14 protein-coding genes are annotated in these 17,613 nt (G+C 74.6%); 9 read left to right on the top strand and 5 right to left on the bottom strand.

From position 1 onward, the window contains the following. The first annotated feature begins 48 nt into the window (after positions 1-48). The 7 genes from AB0D32_RS15295 to AB0D32_RS15265 all read left to right on the top strand — a co-directional run bounded on the left by AB0D32_RS15295 (position 49) and on the right by AB0D32_RS15265 (position 8,520). Positions 49-1,248 carry a substrate-binding domain-containing protein gene (locus AB0D32_RS15295; protein WP_357089860.1) on the top strand — a complete coding sequence of 400 codons (1,200 nt, stop codon included), beginning with the start codon at positions 49-51 and terminating at the stop codon, positions 1,246-1,248. 6 nt (positions 1,249-1,254) lie between these two features. Then, entirely contained in the window at positions 1,255-1,998 is a 744-nt protein-coding gene (locus AB0D32_RS15290; protein WP_357089857.1) for an ABC transporter ATP-binding protein, read from the top strand. Continuing rightward, complete coding sequence (locus tag AB0D32_RS15285; RefSeq protein ID WP_357089854.1) at positions 1,998-2,762, top strand: ABC transporter ATP-binding protein; 765 nt, start codon at positions 1,998-2,000, stop codon at positions 2,760-2,762. The genes AB0D32_RS15290 and AB0D32_RS15285 overlap by 1 nt, the downstream gene beginning before the upstream one ends. Continuing rightward, complete coding sequence (locus AB0D32_RS15280; protein WP_357089852.1) at positions 2,762-3,652, top strand: branched-chain amino acid ABC transporter permease; 891 nt, start codon at positions 2,762-2,764, stop codon at positions 3,650-3,652. The genes AB0D32_RS15285 and AB0D32_RS15280 overlap by 1 nt, the downstream gene beginning before the upstream one ends. Beyond that, positions 3,649-4,776, top strand: coding sequence for a branched-chain amino acid ABC transporter permease (locus AB0D32_RS15275; protein ID WP_357089849.1), 1,128 nt, complete (start codon positions 3,649-3,651; stop codon positions 4,774-4,776). The genes AB0D32_RS15280 and AB0D32_RS15275 overlap by 4 nt, the downstream gene beginning before the upstream one ends. Before the next feature lie 137 nt (positions 4,777-4,913). Then, positions 4,914-7,043 carry a DEAD/DEAH box helicase gene (locus AB0D32_RS15270; protein ID WP_357089846.1) on the top strand — a complete coding sequence of 710 codons (2,130 nt, stop codon included), beginning with the start codon at positions 4,914-4,916 and terminating at the stop codon, positions 7,041-7,043. 376 nt (positions 7,044-7,419) lie between these two features. Further along, positions 7,420-8,520: a hypothetical protein gene (locus AB0D32_RS15265; protein WP_357089843.1), complete on the top strand. Its 1,101-nt coding sequence runs from the start codon at positions 7,420-7,422 to the stop codon at positions 8,518-8,520. A gap of 66 nt (positions 8,521-8,586) precedes the next feature. Here AB0D32_RS15265 and AB0D32_RS15260 read toward each other — a convergent pair whose 3' ends face one another. From AB0D32_RS15260 to AB0D32_RS15250, 3 genes are all read right to left on the bottom strand, one after another. Next, positions 8,587-9,003 carry a helix-turn-helix domain-containing protein gene (locus AB0D32_RS15260; protein ID WP_357089841.1) on the bottom strand — a complete coding sequence of 139 codons (417 nt, stop codon included), beginning with the start codon at positions 9,001-9,003 and terminating at the stop codon, positions 8,587-8,589. 533 nt (positions 9,004-9,536) lie between these two features. Further along, on the bottom strand, positions 9,537-10,742 hold the full coding sequence (locus AB0D32_RS15255) for an SAM-dependent methyltransferase (protein ID WP_357089838.1): 1,206 nt from the start codon (positions 10,740-10,742) through the stop codon (positions 9,537-9,539). A gap of 186 nt (positions 10,743-10,928) precedes the next feature. Beyond that, positions 10,929-12,599, bottom strand: a complete 1,671-nt coding sequence (locus tag AB0D32_RS15250) for a DEAD/DEAH box helicase (RefSeq protein ID WP_357089835.1) — start codon at positions 12,597-12,599, stop codon at positions 10,929-10,931. Positions 12,600-12,914: 315 nt separating this feature from the next. Here AB0D32_RS15250 and AB0D32_RS15245 point away from each other — a divergent pair, with 315 nt between their 5' ends. Beyond that, positions 12,915-13,568 carry a ferritin-like fold-containing protein gene (locus tag AB0D32_RS15245; RefSeq protein ID WP_357089832.1) on the top strand — a complete coding sequence of 218 codons (654 nt, stop codon included), beginning with the start codon at positions 12,915-12,917 and terminating at the stop codon, positions 13,566-13,568. Between the two features lie 60 nt (positions 13,569-13,628). Here AB0D32_RS15245 and AB0D32_RS15240 read toward each other — a convergent pair whose 3' ends face one another. Together AB0D32_RS15240 and AB0D32_RS15235 are read right to left on the bottom strand one after the other, a co-directional pair. Further along, complete coding sequence (locus AB0D32_RS15240; protein WP_334449574.1) at positions 13,629-13,856, bottom strand: DUF3107 domain-containing protein; 228 nt, start codon at positions 13,854-13,856, stop codon at positions 13,629-13,631. 65 nt (positions 13,857-13,921) lie between these two features. Then, positions 13,922-14,560: a TetR/AcrR family transcriptional regulator gene (locus AB0D32_RS15235; RefSeq protein WP_357089828.1), complete on the bottom strand. Its 639-nt coding sequence runs from the start codon at positions 14,558-14,560 to the stop codon at positions 13,922-13,924. A 971-nt stretch (positions 14,561-15,531) separates the two neighbouring features. Between AB0D32_RS15235 and AB0D32_RS15230 the strand changes: the two genes are divergently transcribed. Beyond that, on the top strand, positions 15,532-17,580 hold the full coding sequence (locus AB0D32_RS15230; RefSeq protein WP_357090017.1) for a hypothetical protein: 2,049 nt from the start codon (positions 15,532-15,534) through the stop codon (positions 17,578-17,580). The last annotated feature ends 33 nt before the right edge of the window (positions 17,581-17,613 follow it).

Here is a 17,613-nt window from a genome sequence, read left to right as displayed (position 1 = left end):
GAGCCGTCATATGAGTTCCCTACCTCCGAGTCCTCACGTGGAGTCGCAATGACGGTCCGGACGACGCGGCGGGTGTTCCTCTCCGCCGCCACGATGATGGCCGCGGCGCTCGCCGCCACGGCCTGTGGCAGCCCGCAGGACACCGCCTCCGGTGGCGGTGACAGTGCCGCCCCGGTGAAGGTTGGCCTGGTCTACTCCCAGTCGGGAGCCCTCGCCAGCTACGGCAAGCAGTACATCGAGGGTTTCAAGGCCGGTCTCGACTTCGCCACCAAGGGCACCAACAAGGTGGGCGACCGGGCCGTCGAGGTCACCGAGGTCGACGACGCGGGTGACCCGGCGAAGGCGGTCTCCGCGGCCAAGGACCTGATCGGCAAGGGCAGCAGGATCATCGCGGGCTCGACGGCCTCGGGCGTGGCCCTCCAGGTCGCCCCGATCGCCGCGCAGAACAAGGTCCTCTTCATCTCCGGGCCGGCCGCCACCGATGCGGTGACCGGCGCGAACAAGTACACGTTCCGGTCCGGGCGGCAGTCGTACCAGGACGTGGTCACCGCCAAGTCGTTCATCGGCGACCCGGCCGGCAAGAAGGTCGTGGTCTTCGCCCAGGACGGCGCCTTCGGCGATGCCAACGAGGCCGCCGTCAAGGCCGTCATCGGCGGTGCGGGCGCGACCGTCAGCAGCGTCCGGGCGCCGGCCAGCGCCACCGAGTTCACCCCGTTCGCCAGCCAGATCAAGTCCGCCAAGCCGGACCTGCTCTTCGTCGCCTGGGCCGGCACCACCGCCCCCGCGATGTGGCAGACGCTCGACCAGCAGGGTGTGCTCTCCTCCACCACGGTCGTCACCGGCCTGGACATCCGCGCCTCGTGGCCGACCTTCGGCGCCGCCGGCAGCAAGATCTCCTTCCTGTCGCACTACTTCGACGGGGCCTCCGACAACGAGGCCGCGAAGGCGCTGAAGGCCAAGGTCGGCACCGTCGACCTGTTCCACCCCGACGGCTTCGCCGCCGCGCAGATGGTCGTCCGCGCCATCTCCGAAGGCGGCGACGACGTCGAAAAGATGATCACGGGGCTGGAGGGCTGGAGCTTCGACGGGGTCAAGGGCAGGATGACCATCCGCGCCGAGGACCACGCGCTGCTCCAGCCGATGTTCCAGGCCAAGCTGACCGGCAGCGGCACCACGTTCACGGCCACGGCCCAGAAGGCGCTGACCGGGGACGAGTCCGCGCCGCCGGCCGTGGCGATGAAGGGCTGACACCAGATGCTCGCCACCCGCGGTCTGACCTGGCGGATCGGTGAGGTCGCCATCGTCGACAGCGTCTACCTCGACCTGGCGCCCGGGGAGTTCCTCGGCGTCATCGGGCCCAACGGCGCCGGCAAGACCTCACTGTTCAACCTGATCACCGGCATCCGCCGGGCCACGGAAGGACGGATCACCCTCGACGGGGAGGACATCGGCTCCCTCCCGCCGCACCGGCGGGCCCGCCTCGGGCTCGGCCGTACCTTCCAGGCATCCTCGGTCTTCGGCTCGCTCAGCGTGCGGGAGAACGTCCGGCTCGCCGTGCAGGCGCACCGCGGGGGCTCGATGAAGCTGTGGCGGCGGGCGGCGGCCGACCGGGAGGTCGCCGCCGTCGCCGACGCGGCGCTCGACCGGGTCGGCCTCGCCCACCGGGGTACGGCGCTGGCCGGCACCCTCGCCCACGGCGAGAAGCGGAAGCTGGAGATCGCCCTGCTGCTCGCCGGGGAGCCCCGGGTCATGCTGCTCGACGAGCCGATGGCCGGGGTCAGCGCCGAGGACGTGCCCGAGCTGGTCTCGGTGATCCGCTCGCTCACCGGCGACAGCGGCCGGTCGGTGCTGATGGTCGAGCACCACATGGACGTCATCCTGGAGCTGGCCGACCGGATCGCCGTGATGCACCACGGCGCGCTGCTGGCCTGCGACACCCCGGAGACGGTGATGGCCAACCCCACCGTGCAAGAGGCCTACCTGGGGGAGTCGCTCTAGTGGAACCCATTCTCAGCGTGGAGGACCTGTCGGTCCGCATCGCCGGGCTGCACATCCTCCAGGGGGTGTCCTTCACGGTCGCCCCGACCGGCGTCACCGTCCTGCTCGGGCGCAACGGCGTGGGCAAGACGACCACGCTGCGCGCGATCGTCGGCCTCACCCCGCCCGCCGGCGAGGTGCGCGGCGCCGTCCGGATGGGCGCCCAGAGCCTGCTGGCCCGGCCGACCCACCGGCTGGTCCGCGGCGGGCTGGGCTACGTGCCGGAGGACCGGTGCGTCTTCGCCGGGCTCACCGTCGCGGAGAACCTCCGGCTCGCCGAGCGGCGGGGCAGCATCCCGGCGTACGACAAGGTCTTCGCGCTCTTCCCGGAGCTGGACCGGCGCGGACGGCAACGGGCCGGCTCGCTCTCCGGCGGGCAGCAGCAGATGCTGGCGATCGGCCGGGTGCTGCTCAACGACAACCGGCTGCTGCTGGTCGACGAGCCCACCAAGGGGCTGGCGCCGAAGGTGGTGACCGAGGTGGCCGAGGTGCTGGAACGGGTCGCCGAATCCGTGCCGGTGCTGCTGGTCGAGCAGAACCTGGCCGTGGTCCGGCGGCTCGCCCGGGACGCGGTCGTGCTGGCCGCCGGCCAGGTGGCCTGGACCGGCGACGCGCAGGAACTGCTGCTGGAGACCGCCCTGACCAAGTCGCTGCTGGGCGTGGGCTCGGCGGAGGGACACCACGCCGCCGGTACGCCGGCCGCAGTGCGGAAGGACCGGCACTGATGGACACCGTCATCCTGCTCACGCTGACCGGGCTCGGCCTGGCGGCGCTCTACTTCCTGGTCGCCAGCGGCCTGTCCCTGGTCTTCGGCCTTGCCGACGTGCTCAACTTCGCGCACGGCGTGTTCCTCGGCGTCGGCGCGTACGGGACCTGGTGGGCGGCGCACAACCTGCCCGGCGCCGGGTCGGACGGCTTCGGCTTCGTCGTCTCGGTCGCCTTCGGGGTGGCCGCCGGCACGCTGGTGGCGGTGCTGGTCGAGCTGGTGCTGATCCGGCCGCTCTACTCCCGCACCATCGAGCAGGTGCTGGTCACCGTCGGTCTCTCGCTGGCCGGCGTGGCGCTGCTCCAGGCCACCTGGGGCGCGGACGCCCGGCCGTTCCCGCGCCCCGAGTGGACCCGGCAGGTCACCACGATCCTCGGCGCGAACGTGCCCAACGGCGGCCTGCTGCTGATCATCGCCGCGGTGCTGGTGCTCGGCGCGATCCTGGCCTTCCTCCGCTGGACCCGCTACGGCCTGGTGATCCGGGCCGGGGTCGAGAACCGGGAGATGGTCACCGCGCTCGGCATCGACGTGCGCAAGGCGTTCACCCTGGTCTTCGCCATCGGCGGGGCGGCGGCGGCGCTGGCCGGCGCGCTCGGTGGCGTCTACTTCGGCACCGTCTCGCCCGGCCAGGGCGGCTCGCTGCTGATCTTTGCGTTCATCGTGGTGGTCATCGGCGGCATGGGCTCGGTGACCGGGTCCGCGTACGCGGCGGTCGCCGTCGGCCTGACCCAACAGTTCGTCAACTACTACGGCACCTCCGGGCTGGGCGACATCTGCGTGGTCGCGCTGCTGGCCGTGGTGCTGCTGCTGCGCCCGCAGGGCATCGCCGGAAAGGTGGCAACGGCATGACCGAGGTCAAGAGCCCCGAGGTTCCGGCTCCGCCCGCGGCGGTGCCCGACGAGTTGACCCCGCAGCGGGGACGGTGGCACGGGCTGCGCCCCTACCTGCCGCTGGTCCCGCTGGTGGTCGCGCTGATCCTGCCGTACTCCACGCTGCACCTGCCGGGCGTCTTCGAAGGGGCGCTGAACTCCCCGGGCACCCTGCAACTGCTCGCCGTCTGCCTGGTCTTCGGCGGTCTGGCCGCCGGGTACGACCTGCTGTTCGGGCGGACCGGGATGCTCTCCTTCGGGCATGCCCTCTACTTCGCCGCCGGCGTCTACGGCACCGACATCCTGATCACCAAGGCGGGACTGCCGCTGTGGCAGGCGGGGTTGCTCGCGATCACCGGTGGGACGATCCTCGCCGCGCTGCTCGGGGCGGTGGCGCTGCGTACCGTCGGCATCGCGTTCGCCATGGTGACGCTCGCCTTCGCCCAGGTCGGGGCGATCCTGGTGGCCCGCGACTTCGGCGGGCTCACCGGCGGCGAGGAGGGGCTGCCGCTGGACGTCTCCGGGCTGCCGGAGGGGCTGGTCGGGGTTACCAACACCGTCAACCTCTACTGGCTGGCGTTGGCGTACCTGGTCGTGGTGGTCTTCGTGGTGCACCGGGTCTCCGGCTCGCCGACCGGGCGGGTGCTCGCCGGGCTGCGCGACGACGAGCGGCGGATCGGGGTGCTCGGGCTCGACCCGTACCGGTTCAAGCTGGTGGCGTTCACCCTGGCCGGCGGGCTGGCGGCGGCCGGGGGCGTGGTCTACGTCCTGATCGTCGGCGGCGCCTCGCCGCACATCACCTCCTCCGAGTGGACCCTGGGGCTGCTGGTCATGGTGGTGCTCGGCGGGCCGGGCACCCGGTGGGGTCCGGTGATCGGCGGCATCCTCTACATGTACCTGGACCACCGCCTGGTCGCGTTCGGCACGTCCGACGCGGTGGAGGCCCTGCCGGCGTTCCTGAGCAACCCGCTGTCCCAGCCGCTCTTCGTGCTGGGCACCGTCTTCATCCTGGCCGTCTACTTCTTCCCCGGCGGCCTGGCCAGCCTGGCCCCGCGCCTGACACTCCTACGCCACACCCTCCGCACCCCCACCCGCCGCCCCTGACGCCCCGACCCCCACCCCCCTGTTGATCAAGAGGTTGTTGCCGCGACACGCCGCTGCCGGAGGCGAAAACTTCATGATCGACGAGGGTGGGGGTTCGGGTGGGCGGGGGTGTCCGTCGTAGCTGGTAGAAATGCCGGATGGGTGTGGATCGGACGGCGGTACGGGAGCGGGCCGAGGCGGTGCTGCGGCGGCTGGCCGGCGAGCACGCCCGGCTCCGCGAGGACCAGTGGCGGGCGATCGAGGCGTTGGTGGTCGACCGCCGCCGGGTGCTCTGCGTGCAGCGCACCGGGTGGGGCAAGTCGGCGGTCTACTTCGTGGCGACCGCCCTGCTGCGCGACCCGGGCGAGCGGGGCGGGACAGCCGGGCCGACCGTCATCGTCTCGCCGCTGCTGGCGCTGATGCGTAACCAGGTCGAGTCGGCGGCCCGGGCCGGCATCCGGGCCCGCACCATCAACTCCGCCAACCTCGACGAGTGGGACGAGATCACCACCGAGATCCAGGCCGGCGCCGTGGACGTGCTGCTGATCAGCCCCGAGCGGCTCAACAACCCGGACTTCCGGGACACCGTGCTGCCGAAGCTGGCGGCCACCACCGGCCTGCTGGTGGTCGACGAGGCGCACTGCGTCTCCGACTGGGGGCACGACTTCCGGCCGGACTACCGCCGGCTGCGTACCTTCCTGGGCAACCTGCCCGAACACACCCCGGTGCTGGCCACCACGGCCACCGCCAACGCCCGGGTCACGGCCGACGTGGCCGAGCAGTTGGGCGACGCCCTCGTGCTGCGGGGCAGCCTGGACCGGGAGTCACTGCGGCTGGGTGTGGTCGAGCTGCCCAACCCGGCGCACCGGCTGGCCTGGCTCGCCGACCACCTAGACCGGCTCCCCGGCTCGGGCATCGTCTACACGCTCACCGTCGCCGCGGCGGGGGAGACCGCAGAGTTCCTCCGCTCCCGGGGCTACGCCGTCGCCTCCTACACCGGCCAGGCCGAGGACGCCGACCGGCGGGCCGCCGAACAGGACCTGCTGGACAACAAGATCAAGGCGCTGGTCGCCACCAGCGCACTGGGCATGGGTTTCGACAAGCCCGACCTCGGCTTCGTGGTGCACCTCGGCGCGCCACCGTCCCCGATCGCGTACTACCAGCAGGTCGGCCGCGCCGGCCGCGCCGTCGCGCACGCCGAGGTGCTGCTGCTGCCCGGCGTCGAGGACGCCGCGATCTGGCGCTACTTCGCCTCGCTCGCCTTCCCGCCGGAGGAGCAGGTACGCGCCGTGCTGGCCGCCCTGCACACCGACCGCCCGCTCTCCACCCAGGCCCTCGAACCGATCGTCGACCTGCGCCGGGCCCGGCTGGAACTGATGCTCAAGGTGCTCGACGTCGACGGCGCGGTCCGCCGGGTGCGCGGCGGCTGGCTCGCCACCGGCGAGCCCTGGGTCTACGACGAGGCCCGGCTGCGCCGCGTCGCCCAGGCGCGCACCGCCGAGCAGCAGGCCATGCGGGAGTACGCGACCACCGCCGACTGCCGGCTGCGCTACCTGCGCGAGCGCCTGGACGACGCCGGGGCCGCCGACTGCGGCCGGTGCGACCGTTGCGCCGGCCCGCTGTTCACGCCCGACGTGTCCGACGTGGCGCTGACCGCCGCGCAGACCTTCCTCGGCCGGCCCGGCGTGGAGATCGCCCCGAAGAAGCTCTGGCCGACCGGGCTGGAGGCGGTGGGCGTACCACTCAAGGGGCGGATCGCCCCGGCGGAACAGGCGCTGGCGGGGCGCGCGGTGGGGCGGCTGTCCGACCTGGGGTGGGGTGGCCGGCTGCGCGACCTGGTCGGGCCGGAGGCGGCGGACGTCGCCGTTCCCGACGACGTGGCCGCCGCCGTGGTCGAGGTGCTGAAGGCGTGGGCGCACGGCGACGAGCGGTGGCCGCGCCGCCCGGTCGGTGTGGTCGCGGTCGGCTCGCGACGTCGGCCCCGGCTGGTCGGCTCGCTCGCCGAGCGGATCGCCGCCGTCGGCCGGCTGCCGTTGCTCGGCCAGGTGACACCGACCGGCGCGCCCGTCGGCGGCCCGCGCGGCAACAGCGCCCAGCGGGTACGCGCCCTGCACGGCGCCTTCACCGTGCCGGACGAACTGGCCGGCGTCCTCGCCGGGCTCGACGGGCCGGTGCTCCTCGTCGACGACCTGGTCGACTCGGGCTGGACGATGACGATGGCCGCCCGCGAGCTGCGTCGGGCCGGCGCCCCCGACGTGCTTCCCCTTGCGCTGGCCGTGGCCGGCTGAGCCGCCCGCTGCCCGCCGCCCGCTGCCCGCCGCCCGCTGCCCGCCGCCCGCTGCCCGCCGCCTGTCGCCCGCCAGGTCACCTCCGAGGCTGCCCGCTGCCCGCCGCCTGTCGCCCGCCAGGTCACCTCCGAGGCTGCCCGCTGCCCGCCGTCGGCTGTTCGCCGTTCGCCGTCGGCTGCCCGCCGTCGGCTGCCCGCCGTCGCCCGTCGGCCGTCGTCGGCCGTTCGCCGCGCCCGGCAGGGTGCCTGAGCTACGCCGACGGCGTTGCCGGTTCGGTCGGGAAAGTTCCGGTGGGGCGGGACTGCGACCGCCGCCACGCCGCACCACCGGCGGGCCGGTGCGGTGCCGAGGGGCGGTAGCGTGGGCGGCATGACCGATGACCAGCCCGGCCGCGAGCGGGACGGCGGCGGTGCCTGACCAGGCGTCGGCCATGTCCGACCAGGCGTCGACGGACCAGCCCGACCAGGTACCGCCCGCCCCGGAGCAGGCGCCGGACATCCCGGATCAGGTTTCGCCTGCCCCGGAGCAGAGGCCGGACGCGCCGGAGCAGGTGTCGGCCGCGCCGGAGCAGGTGTCGGCCGTGCCGGAGCAGAGCACCGTCCGGCTGGCGCTGGTGGTCGGCGGGTTGGTGCTCGCCGTCCTGCTCGGTTTCGGCCTCGGTCGGCTCAACGGCGGCCCGTCCGTGACGGCGGAGCCGGACAGTGCCCTCACCAGCCACGCCCACGAGCCCGGCACCGGTGCCCACGAGCACGGTGCGGACCAGGCCGAGGCGGCGCAGGCCGGCGGCCTCTCGGTCAGTTCGGCGGGCTACACGCTCACCCCGCTGTCGGCCACGTTCACCGCCGGCCGTCCGGGCGAACTGCGCTTCCAGGTACGGGACGCGCAACGCCGCCCGGTGACCCGGTTCGCGGTCGTGCACGACAAGCCGATGCACCTGATCGTGGTGCGCCGCGACCTGACCGGCTACCAGCACCTGCACCCGACGATGGCGGCCGACGGCACCTGGTCGGTGCCGCTGGCGCTGCCGCAGCCGGGCGTCTGGCGGGCGTACGCCGACTTCACCGCGCTCGCCGACGACGGCCGGCAGACGGCGGTGACGCTCGGGGTCGACCTGTCCGCGCCGGGCGGCTACCAGCCGAGGCCGCTGCCGGCACCGGCGTCCTCGGCCACGGTCGACGGGTTCACCGTCGGCTACCAGGGCACCCCGCAGGCCGGCGTGACCGTGCCACTGGTCTTCCGCGTCGACTCGCCCGACGGGACTGCCACGCTGGAGCGCTACCTCGGCGCGTACGGGCACCTGGTCGCCCTGCGCGAGGGGGATCTCGGCTACCTGCACGTCCACCCCGAGCCGCAGCCGGTTGACGGGGCGGTGACGTTCTGGGTGACCACGCCCGACCCGGGCCGGTACCGGCTCTACCTGGACTTCCAGGTCGCCGGCGTGGTGCGGACCGCCGAGTTCACGCTCACCGTGCCCTGACGAGGTGTAGGGAAGGGGCCCTTCCTTACACGAAGCATCGGTGGCCGGTGGGGCTGCGGTGAGGGCTCAGCCGGCGCGACGGATCGGGCGGCGGGCCAGGTAACGCAGCAGGTCGCGGATGTGGTGCTTCTCCTCGGCCGGCACGGTCGGATCGGCGAGTCGTTGCAGGATCACCCGCACGTCCGCCTCGACGGGCCCGTCGTCGACGCGCCGCCGGGGTGCGGGGCCGGCATCAGGCAGGCCGAGCGCACGGAACGCGGCCGCGACCGGCAGGTCCAGCGCGGCGCAGAAGCCGCGCACCTTGGCCAGTTCGGGGTAGTCCTGCCAGTCCCCGGCGAGCCAACGGAACACGGTCGACCGGCCGACGCTGGTGTGGGACGCCAGGTCGGTGACGGTCCAGCCGCGTTCCTCACGAGCGTCGTCGATAGCGCGCCGCACGAAACGTGCGAAGGCCATCTGCGGCGAAACCTCTACGGAACCCATACCTGCGGGTCTTCCCTCCCGACCGGCACCGGCGGTGCGCCTCCGAGGGTAGTACGGAAAGGCTGGGAAACAATTGACTGATCGACCAGACCGTCCCGTGTACGGGACCTCACACCGTCCGGAATGGCGCGGATCACATCCGGACGGGATGGGCGACGGCCGACGTCGCTCAGGTGACCGGGGCTCCAGCGAAGCTCCGGGCGACGACGAGCAGTGCCCGACCCGCGTGGCGTGACGACCCGCAGCAGCTGTGGAACCTGGTCGCCGATGCACGTCGGCGGGACCGCCAGCCCCGTCAGGCCCGAGCGTGCCACCACCATCGGCGGGCGCCACTGATGGCGGCCGGTAACGCGCGAGCACCCCGGTGATCAGGACACCATGGACCTTACCCGGCTGTTTTAGGGTCCATGGCGTCCTGATCACCGGGGCGGGCGCTGGTGGGTGGTGTGCTCGTCCGGTGGGCAGCAACTTCGAGCCGGGCGTCTCCGCCGCGCGGCGGCCTTGGCCGGGAGGTTGTCCGGGTGACGTTCCGATTAGTGGGCCGCTGCGACGTCGTCCGGCACCGGGGTGTCGGCGGTCGGGGTGACGTCCGGCGTGGACGGCGGCAGTAGCGCCTCCAGTGCCGGGCTCACCGCCCACTGGTCGACGAGTTCCCGGTACTCCGCCCGCTGGGCGGCGGTCGGCGCGGTGCCGGTGCGTCGTGCCCGGATGAGCAGGTTGCGCGGAGTGTGCCGGGAGTCGACGAACTCCACCACCTCGGCCCGGTAGCCGTGCAGGCGGAGCAGCCCGGCCCGCAGCGCGTCGGTGAGGACGTCCGCGAAGCGCTCGCGGAGGATGCCCTGCCGGGTCAGCAGCTCGTACGGTGCCGGAGTCGGCCGCGTACGCAGCTGGGCCGCTACGTCGTGGTGGCAGCACGGGGCGGCGAGCACCCAGCGGGCCTGCCAGCGCACCGCCCGGGCCAGCGCCTCGTCGGTGGCGGTGTCGCAGGCGTGCAGGGCCAGCACCAGGTCGGGGGCGGGTTCCACGACGGCGTCGGCGATCGTGCCGGCCACGAAGCTGACCCGGTCGGCCCAGCCCAGTCGCTCGGCCAGTTCGGTGTTGCGCCGCCGCTGGTCCTCCCGGACGTCCACGCCGACCAGTTCGACGTCGACCCCCCGCCGCGCCAGCCACCGGTACGCGGCGAAGGTCAGGTACGCGTTGCCGCAGCCCAGGTCGACCACCCGCAGCGGCCCCGTCAGGTCGTCCGGGAGGGTCGCCGCCAGGGCCCGCAGGAAGGCGTCGACCTGGCGCCGTTTCGCCGCCGAGCCGCCGATCTCGGCGAAGATCGGGTCCCCGGGGTCGAGCAGGTACTCCTTCGCCCGGTCGTGCCCGCCCGGCTCGGCGGCCGGTCGGGCCGCGGCGGCCCGGTGCACCTGCGCCTCGCCGGACTTGGTGACCCGCAGTTGGAGCGTCGTGTCGGCCGTCTCCACGTGCCAGTTGCCGAACGGCTCGGCGAGCAGCGCGTCCACCGCCGCGTCCGCTTCCGGGCCGGGGGCCACGTTGCGGGTGTACGGGCGGGAACCGTCGGAGGTGGAGATCTGCAACCGGGGGCCGGCCTTGAGGCCGACCGGCCGCAGTTCGGCGCGGAGCACCGAGGGCCGGTGTCCACGTCGGCGTCCGGCGGCCACCGCACGGGTGAGCGCAGGGTCGAGCAGCAGTGCCCGGACCTCGGTCAGGGCGGCGTCCAGGGGTTCGGGCATTGCTCCATCTTCCTGCTCGGTCGGACCCGCCCCGATCGCGGGACGCGTCGGTCAGGTGCCTGGCGCACCAGGCCCAGGACCGACCCGCCCCGATCGCGGGACGCGTCGGTCAGGTGCCTGGCGTACCAGGTCCAGAAGGACGTCCCCGCACCGGAGACCGGTACGGGGACGTCGGACGTGCACGGGTCAGTCGGCGGTCGCCTCGGCCGGCGTACCGGCGGCGGAGCCACCGCCACCACGACGGCGCCGGCGGCGGCGGGGCTTCGGGGCCTCGCCCTCGGCGGCGGCCGGAGCATCGGTGGCCTCGGCGGTGATCACCGTGGTCGGCTCGCCCGAGACGGTCTCGCCGGCGCGGCGACGCCGGCGGCGACGCGGGATGCGGGTGCCCTCCTCGGCGGTGTCGGCCGGCGCCTCCGCCTCCGGCACGTCGGCGGCACTACTGGCGCGGCGTGGACGGCGCTCGCCGCGACCGCCGCCCTCGCCCCGACCGCGGCCCTCGCCGCTCCGGGAGCCCCTGCCCTCGCCCCGGCGGGACCGGCCGCCGCCGAGGTCCTCCTCGACCTCGGCCGACAGCCCGGCGCGGGTGCGCTCCGCGGTCGGCAGGGTGCCGCTGACCTCGGTGGAGATGCGCAGGTCGGTGTAGAGGTGCGGGGAGGTGTGGTACGTCTCCGGGGGCTCCGGCATCTCCAGGCCCAGCGTCTTGTCGATGATCCGCCAGCGGGGCATGTCGTCCCAGTCGACGAAGGTCACCGCGACGCCGGTCGCCCCGGCCCGGCCGGTACGGCCGATCCGGTGGGTGTAGGTGTCCTGGTCCTCGGGGCAGTCGTAGTTGATGACGTGCGTGACGCCGCTGACGTCGAGCCCGCGCGCCGCCACGTCGGTGGCGACCAGGATGTCGATCTTGCCGGCCCGGAACGCCCGCAGCGCCCGCTCCCGCGCGCCCTGCCCGAGGTCGCCGTGCACGGCGGCGACCGCGAAGCCCCGGAAGTCGAGGTCCTCGGCGACCCGGTCGGCGGCCCGCTTGGTGCGGGTGAAGATCATGGTCAGCCCGCGCCCCTCGGCCTGGAGGATGCGGGCCACGATCTCGACCTTGTTCATCGAGTGGGTGCGGTAGACCAGCTGCTCGGTCTGCGGCGACGGCCCGGTCTCGGCGGTGTGCCCGGCGTGGATCGTCACCGGGTGGCGCAGGAACCGCCGGGAGAGGGTGACGATCGGGTCCGGCATCGTCGCCGAGAAGAGCATGGTCTGCCGGTCCTCCGGCAGCATCGCGAGGATCCGCTCGACGTCGTCGAGGAAGCCCAGGTCGAGCATCCGGTCGGCCTCGTCGAGGACCAGCGCGTGCACCCGGTCCAGGCGCAGGTGCTTCTGCTTCGCCAGGTCCAGCAGCCGGCCGGGCGTGCCGACCAGGATCTCCACGCCCTTGCGCAGCGCGTCGACCTGCGGCTCGTACGCCACGCCGCCGTAGATCGGCAGCACCCGGACGCCCCGGGTGCGGCCCGCGGCGGCGAGGTCCTTGGCCACCTGGATGCCCAGCTCGCGGGTGGGTACGACGACCAGCGCCTGCGGCACGCCGTTGCCGCCCTCGCCCGGCGCGAAGACCCGCTCCAGCAGCGGTACGCCGAAGCCGAGGGTCTTGCCGGTGCCGGTGGGCGCCTGGCCGATCAGGTCGGTGCCGCGCATCGCGATCGGGAGCGCGTACTCCTGGATGGCGAAGGCGCGGGTGATGCCGGCGTCGGCCAGCGCGTCGACGGTCTCCTGACGCGCGCCCAGCTCGGCGAAGGTGGGTGCCTCCGGGCGCACCGGAGCGGTGGCGGCCAGTTCCTGGCCGTCCAGCAGATCTTGAGTCAGCTCGCTCATATGGATTTGGGGGTGCCCTCTCGTGGGTGCGCCCCGTCATGTCCTCAGGGCGCGTTCGGTGTGGCGCGGGCCACACGGTCGGCGGCAGACTGCCTTGCCGGACCGGGCCGCACGCGCGCCGCGGGCCTCACACTTCGACCGGACCGGCTGATCGGTTGGACCACCCTGGCCAGGTCGGCGCCCACGGCAACTGTTCCATGCTACCTGAACCGGTCCGAGGGCGTCCTGATTCCGCGCGCACGCGCCACGCCGGGGGCAACCCGTGTGATCTGTGCCACCTCTGGCCGGATTGCCTGCGGGCGGTAGCCTGCGCTCGTGTCCGCGCCCGATCTGCCCGCCCACGCCGTCATCGACCTGCTCGGCCTGGTGGCCCTCGGCGAGCTGCTCGCCTTCGAACGGATGGCCGTCGACGCCCGGCTCGCCCCCGACCTGCGCAGGCGGGCGGCACTCGGCGAGATGGCCGCCGCCGAGATCGGGAACTACCGCCGGCTGGCCGACCGGCTCGCCGCGCTCGGCGTACTCCCCGACGACGCCATGGTGCCGTACGTCGGGGCACTCCAGGTATACCACGACTCGACCGAGCCGAGGGACTGGGCGGAGGCGGTGACGAAGGCGTACGTGGGCGACGCCATCACCGACGACTTCCTCCGGGAGGTCGCCATCGCCCTGGCCGAGCCGGACCGTCAGCTCGTCCTCGACGTGCTGCACGACTCGTCGTACGCCGACTTCGCCGTCGCCGAGATCCGGGCGGCCGTCGAGGCCGATCCGAGGGTGGCCGGCCGGCTCTCGATGTGGGCGCGGCGACTGGTCGGCGAGGCGCTGTCACAGGCCGGCCGGGTGGCCGCCGCCGAGCGGGGGGCGTTCACCGCGCTCATCGCACAGGGCGGACAGATGGACGTGCAGGGGCTGTTCCGGCGGATGACCGAGGCGCACTCCGTGCGGATGGCCGCCGCCGGGCTGAACAACTGACCGCGGCCGGCGGTCCGCGACGGGCGATCGTCGGTCACCCGTCGCGGTCGACCGGACCACTCAGCGGACGGTGAACCCGACCGCGCGCGGCGACGCCTCGGCGATCTCGACGTAGGCGACCTTGCTGACCGGCACGATCACCCGCCGGCCCTTCTCGTCGGTCAGGGAGAGGGTGCCCTCGTCCTTGCCGAAGGCGTCGGTCACGATCTGCTCGATCTCGGCCGGCGACTGCGCGCTCTCCAGGACCAGCTCACGGGGCGCGTACTGCACGCCGATCTTGACCTCCACTGTGCCTCCTCATTCGGGCGAAAGAGCCGCCGATGGGAAGGCTATCCGATCTCGGGGCCGGATGTTCAGGCTGACTCACCTTGCAGCGGGAAGCTGGCGATGCCCCGCCAGGAGAGGGCGGCGACCAGTGCCTCCGCCTCGGCCTTGGGCAGCTGCCGGCCACGGGCCAGCCAGAACTGCGCGGCGGTCTCGGCCGCGCCGACCAGGCCGGAGGCGAGCAACTCGGCGTGCGCCCGGCTGATCCCGGTGTCGGAGATGATGGTGTCGGTGATCGCCGCTATGCAGCCCTGCTCCACCCGCGCGACGCGCTGCCGCACCGCCGGGTCGTTGCGCAGGTCGGACTCGAAGACGAGGCGGAACGCCTCGCTCTCGTGGTCGACGAAGTCGAAGTACGCCCGCACCGACGCGCTGACCCGCTCCTTGTTGTCGTTGGTGCCGCGCATGGCGTCGTCCACCTTCGCGAGGATCGCGTCACAGTGCGTGTCCAGCAGGGCGAGGTAGAGCTCCATCTTGCCGGGGAAGTGCTGGTACAGCACCGGCTTGGAGACTCCCGCCCGTTCGGCGATGTCGTCCATCGCGGCTGCGTGGTAGCCCTGGGCGACGAACACCTCCTGGGCAGCGGCGAGCAGCTGCTTGCGGCGCGCGGAACGGGGCAGGCGGGTGGGCCGGCCGGCGGTCTGGGCACCGTTCCCCGCAGTGGTCATGGGAACCTCCGAGTTCTTCGTACGAGCCGGCATATCACCCGAACCGGCCGGGCCCCGAGGGCCCGTCGCGGAATTGGCCCGCCGCTGTAACTTATCGCCACTGTCACCACACGGTAGCCTCAGCGGGGGCGACCAAGGAGCGCGCGGTGAGTGAAACAGGGCAACCCGGTGCCGCCACCCCGGGAGAGCACGGCGACGGGACGGGTCCGCAGGACGACCTGGCCCGTTCCGGCGGCGGGTGGGCGCCCCCGTCGGCTGGTTGGGCCCGGGGCGGGGACATCTCCGGCCCCCGTGAGCCGGCCTCGCCGTGGGGTTCGCCCGACCAGACTCCCGGCTGGGCCGCCTCGTCGCCGCGACACGGCGACCTGCCGCCGCCGCTGCCCGGGCCGCCAACCGAGCCACCGGCCCGAGTCAACGGCTATCACGCCAACGGGGTGGACCACGCCGCCGACGACGCGCCGGTCAACCGCCAGGTCCCGGTGAGTGCCCCGCCCGGCATCCTCGGCGAGCAGCGCCGCGACCCGGGCAACGACCGGCTGGTGGTGCCCGCGCAGCGCCCGGCGCCGCCGGTCGAGCAGCCGCCCGGGCCGCAGCACGGGTTCGCCGACCCCGAGACCGGTCCGCTCCGGCGTTCCCCCGACGACCCGTCGACCGGCCGCCAGGGTCGCTGGTCCGACCCCGGCCTGCCGACATCGGCGCCCCCGGCCGTCCAGGTCCCGCCCGTGGGCACGGCCGCCAGCGGCTTCGAGGTGCCGCCCGGCTTCCACGCGCCGACGGCCGACCGCGCCGCCGCCGAGGAAGACCCGTCGACCGCCGGCACGGCGCACGGCTGGGGCGAACACTTCCCGCCGGAGCCGCCGGCCACCGACCCGCACCCGTTCCCGTCGGCCACCGAGCGCCCGGCCGACGCGGCCTCCGCCGCCGGTGACCGCGCGGGCAGCGGCGATCGGGTCTCCGGCGCCGACCACGCGCTGGGCGCGGATCGCGCCTTCCGCGCCGACCACGGCCCCGATCCGGTCACCGCCGGCCCCGACGGCGCGGAGCGTTTCCCGGGCGTCGACCGGGAACCGTCGTCCGACCCGGCACCGGGCGGACCACGGCAGTCGGCCGCCGAGCGGTCGCCGACCGCCGAACCGGACTGGACCGGCCCGAACTGGAACCGCCCGAGCTGGGGTGCCGCGTGGGCGCCGCCCTGGTCCCGCGAGGAGCCCGAGTCGGCCGGCCGCCGTTCCCGGGAGGAGCCCGAGCCGGTCGGCCGTCGCGCCCGCGAGGAATCCGAGCCGGTCGGCCGCCGTGCCCGCGAGGAACAGCCGCCGGCCTGGGCCGGTGAGCCGCACCGGCCGTACGAGCCGCTGCGCGCCGAATCTCCCCGGCCCTACGATCCGCCCCGCGACTCCGGCGCTCCCTACGACGTCGCACAGACCGCGTCGGTGCCCCGACCGGCGTACGAGCGGCCGTCCGCCCCCGTCGACCCGTCGACGGGGCCCGGGGTCGAACCGTCGACCGAGCGGCCGGCCTGGGCGGCGGGCGGGCCGGTGACCGCGCCGGCGAGTGCGCCCCCGCTCGCGTACGCCCCGGAGGCCGCCGCTGCGGCGCCCCGCGCCGAGGACACCCCGGAACGGGTCACCCGGCCGTTCCGGCTCCGGCCGGAGAGCGGGGAGCCGGCCCCGAGGGCTCCGGGTGGCCCGCAGGCCGCCGCCGATCCCGTCGCCGAGGCTGCCACCAGCGGATTCGGGCGGCGTGACCGCGCCGCGTCCGGGCCCGCCCCGACGAGCGCACCGCCCTATGCGGCCCGCCGATCCGCCCCCGAGCCCGGGCGGACGCCCCCGCCGGCGGCCACCGACCGGGCACCGGATCCCGCGTCGGCGGTGTTGCCGCAGCGCGTCCCCGCGGAGCCGGACGTGCCCGTCGTGCCGGAGCCGCCAGCCGTGGAGCCACCTGCGGAAACCCCCGAACTCGCCCGCATCGCCACCCATCTGCGCCGCGACGACGAGCCCGCCCCGCTGCGGGAGCGCCCGGAGGGTTTCGACGTCAACGCCATCCTCGACGCCGTCCGCGGCGTGGCCGGCGTCCGCGACGCGGCGCTGCGCCGGACCCCGGCCGGCGCACACAGCCTGCGGCTCGACCTCGCCGACGGGGCCGACCCGGCCGAGGTGAGCCGGCAGGTCGCCCGCCTGCTCCAGGACCGGATGGGGCTGGCCGCAGCGCCGCAGAACGTGCCCGGCATGCCGGCCGCGCCCGCCCCGCCGGTGCGCCGCCGGTCGGCGGAGCCGCGCGGCACCGACAGCAGGGGCGCCGCGGCCCGCCCCGCCGAGCAGCCCTCCGCCGAGCCCCGGGTGCCCGGGGGCAGGGCGGCCGGCAGCCCGTCGGAGGGCGCGCCGACCCGTGCCGAACAGCGTCCCGAGGCGGCGCCCGAGGCCCCGCGCCGACGTCGGCAGCCCGCCGCCCCGCACCGGGGCCGGGCCACCGTGGAGGAGCCGGGCTCGCTCTCGGCCGCACCAGCCTGGGCTCCGGCCGGTGCCCCGCCGACGACCGTCGGCACGTCGTACTCCGGTGGGCAGGTGACGACGACGGAGACCGCGCCGTCCCGGCCGCTGGACACCGGCGGGGCGACGGGTCCGCGGGTGGTGATCGACCACGTCCAGGTGAGCACCTTCGGGCTCGACGCCACCGTGGAGGTACGCCTGCTCGCCGGCGGGGAGAGCGCCGCCGGCTACTCGACCGGGCCCGCCGTCGACGGGTACGTGCTGCGGCTCTGCGCGGTGGCCGCCGCGGCGGCGGTGGACGAGCTGCTACGCGGCGCGGAGGCCGGCCCCGACCGTGGGCGCTGCTTCGTCGAACACGCCGCCGTGGTGCCCTTCGGCAACTGCGACGTCGCGACGGTCGTGGTGCTGCTGGTCTGCGACGGCTGGGTGGAGCAGCTCGTCGGCTCCGCCCTGGTCGCCGGTGACCCCCGGCAGGCGGTCGTCCGGGCCACCCTGGCCGCGGTCAACCGTCGGCTGGAGGCACTGCTGGCCTGAGCGCCGGTCCGTCCGGCGCGGGCCGGGCAGACT

Origin of the sequence: Micromonospora sp. NPDC048170 (assembly GCF_040652795.1) — a bacterium.
Lineage (GTDB): Bacteria > Actinomycetota > Actinomycetes > Mycobacteriales > Micromonosporaceae > Micromonospora.
Note: the sequence above shows the minus strand (reverse complement) of the source record. Positions and strands in the feature narration are given on the sequence as shown.

Coding starts and splice junctions, on each gene's coding strand:
- AB0D32_RS15295 (WP_357089860.1), top strand. CDS start 49: ATGACGGTCCGGACGACGCGGCGGGTGTTCCTCTCCGCCGCCACGATG.
- AB0D32_RS15290 (WP_357089857.1), top strand. CDS start 1,255: ATGCTCGCCACCCGCGGTCTGACCTGGCGGATCGGTGAGGTCGCCATC.
- AB0D32_RS15280 (WP_357089852.1), top strand. CDS start 2,762: ATGGACACCGTCATCCTGCTCACGCTGACCGGGCTCGGCCTGGCGGCG.
- AB0D32_RS15275 (WP_357089849.1), top strand. CDS start 3,649: ATGACCGAGGTCAAGAGCCCCGAGGTTCCGGCTCCGCCCGCGGCGGTG.
- AB0D32_RS15270 (WP_357089846.1), top strand. CDS start 4,914: ATGGGTGTGGATCGGACGGCGGTACGGGAGCGGGCCGAGGCGGTGCTG.
- AB0D32_RS15265 (WP_357089843.1), top strand. CDS start 7,420: ATGACCAGCCCGGCCGCGAGCGGGACGGCGGCGGTGCCTGACCAGGCG.
- AB0D32_RS15260 (WP_357089841.1), bottom strand. CDS start 9,003: ATGGGTTCCGTAGAGGTTTCGCCGCAGATGGCCTTCGCACGTTTCGTG.
- AB0D32_RS15255 (WP_357089838.1), bottom strand. CDS start 10,742: ATGCCCGAACCCCTGGACGCCGCCCTGACCGAGGTCCGGGCACTGCTG.
- AB0D32_RS15250 (WP_357089835.1), bottom strand. CDS start 12,599: ATGAGCGAGCTGACTCAAGATCTGCTGGACGGCCAGGAACTGGCCGCC.
- AB0D32_RS15235 (WP_357089828.1), bottom strand. CDS start 14,560: ATGACCACTGCGGGGAACGGTGCCCAGACCGCCGGCCGGCCCACCCGC.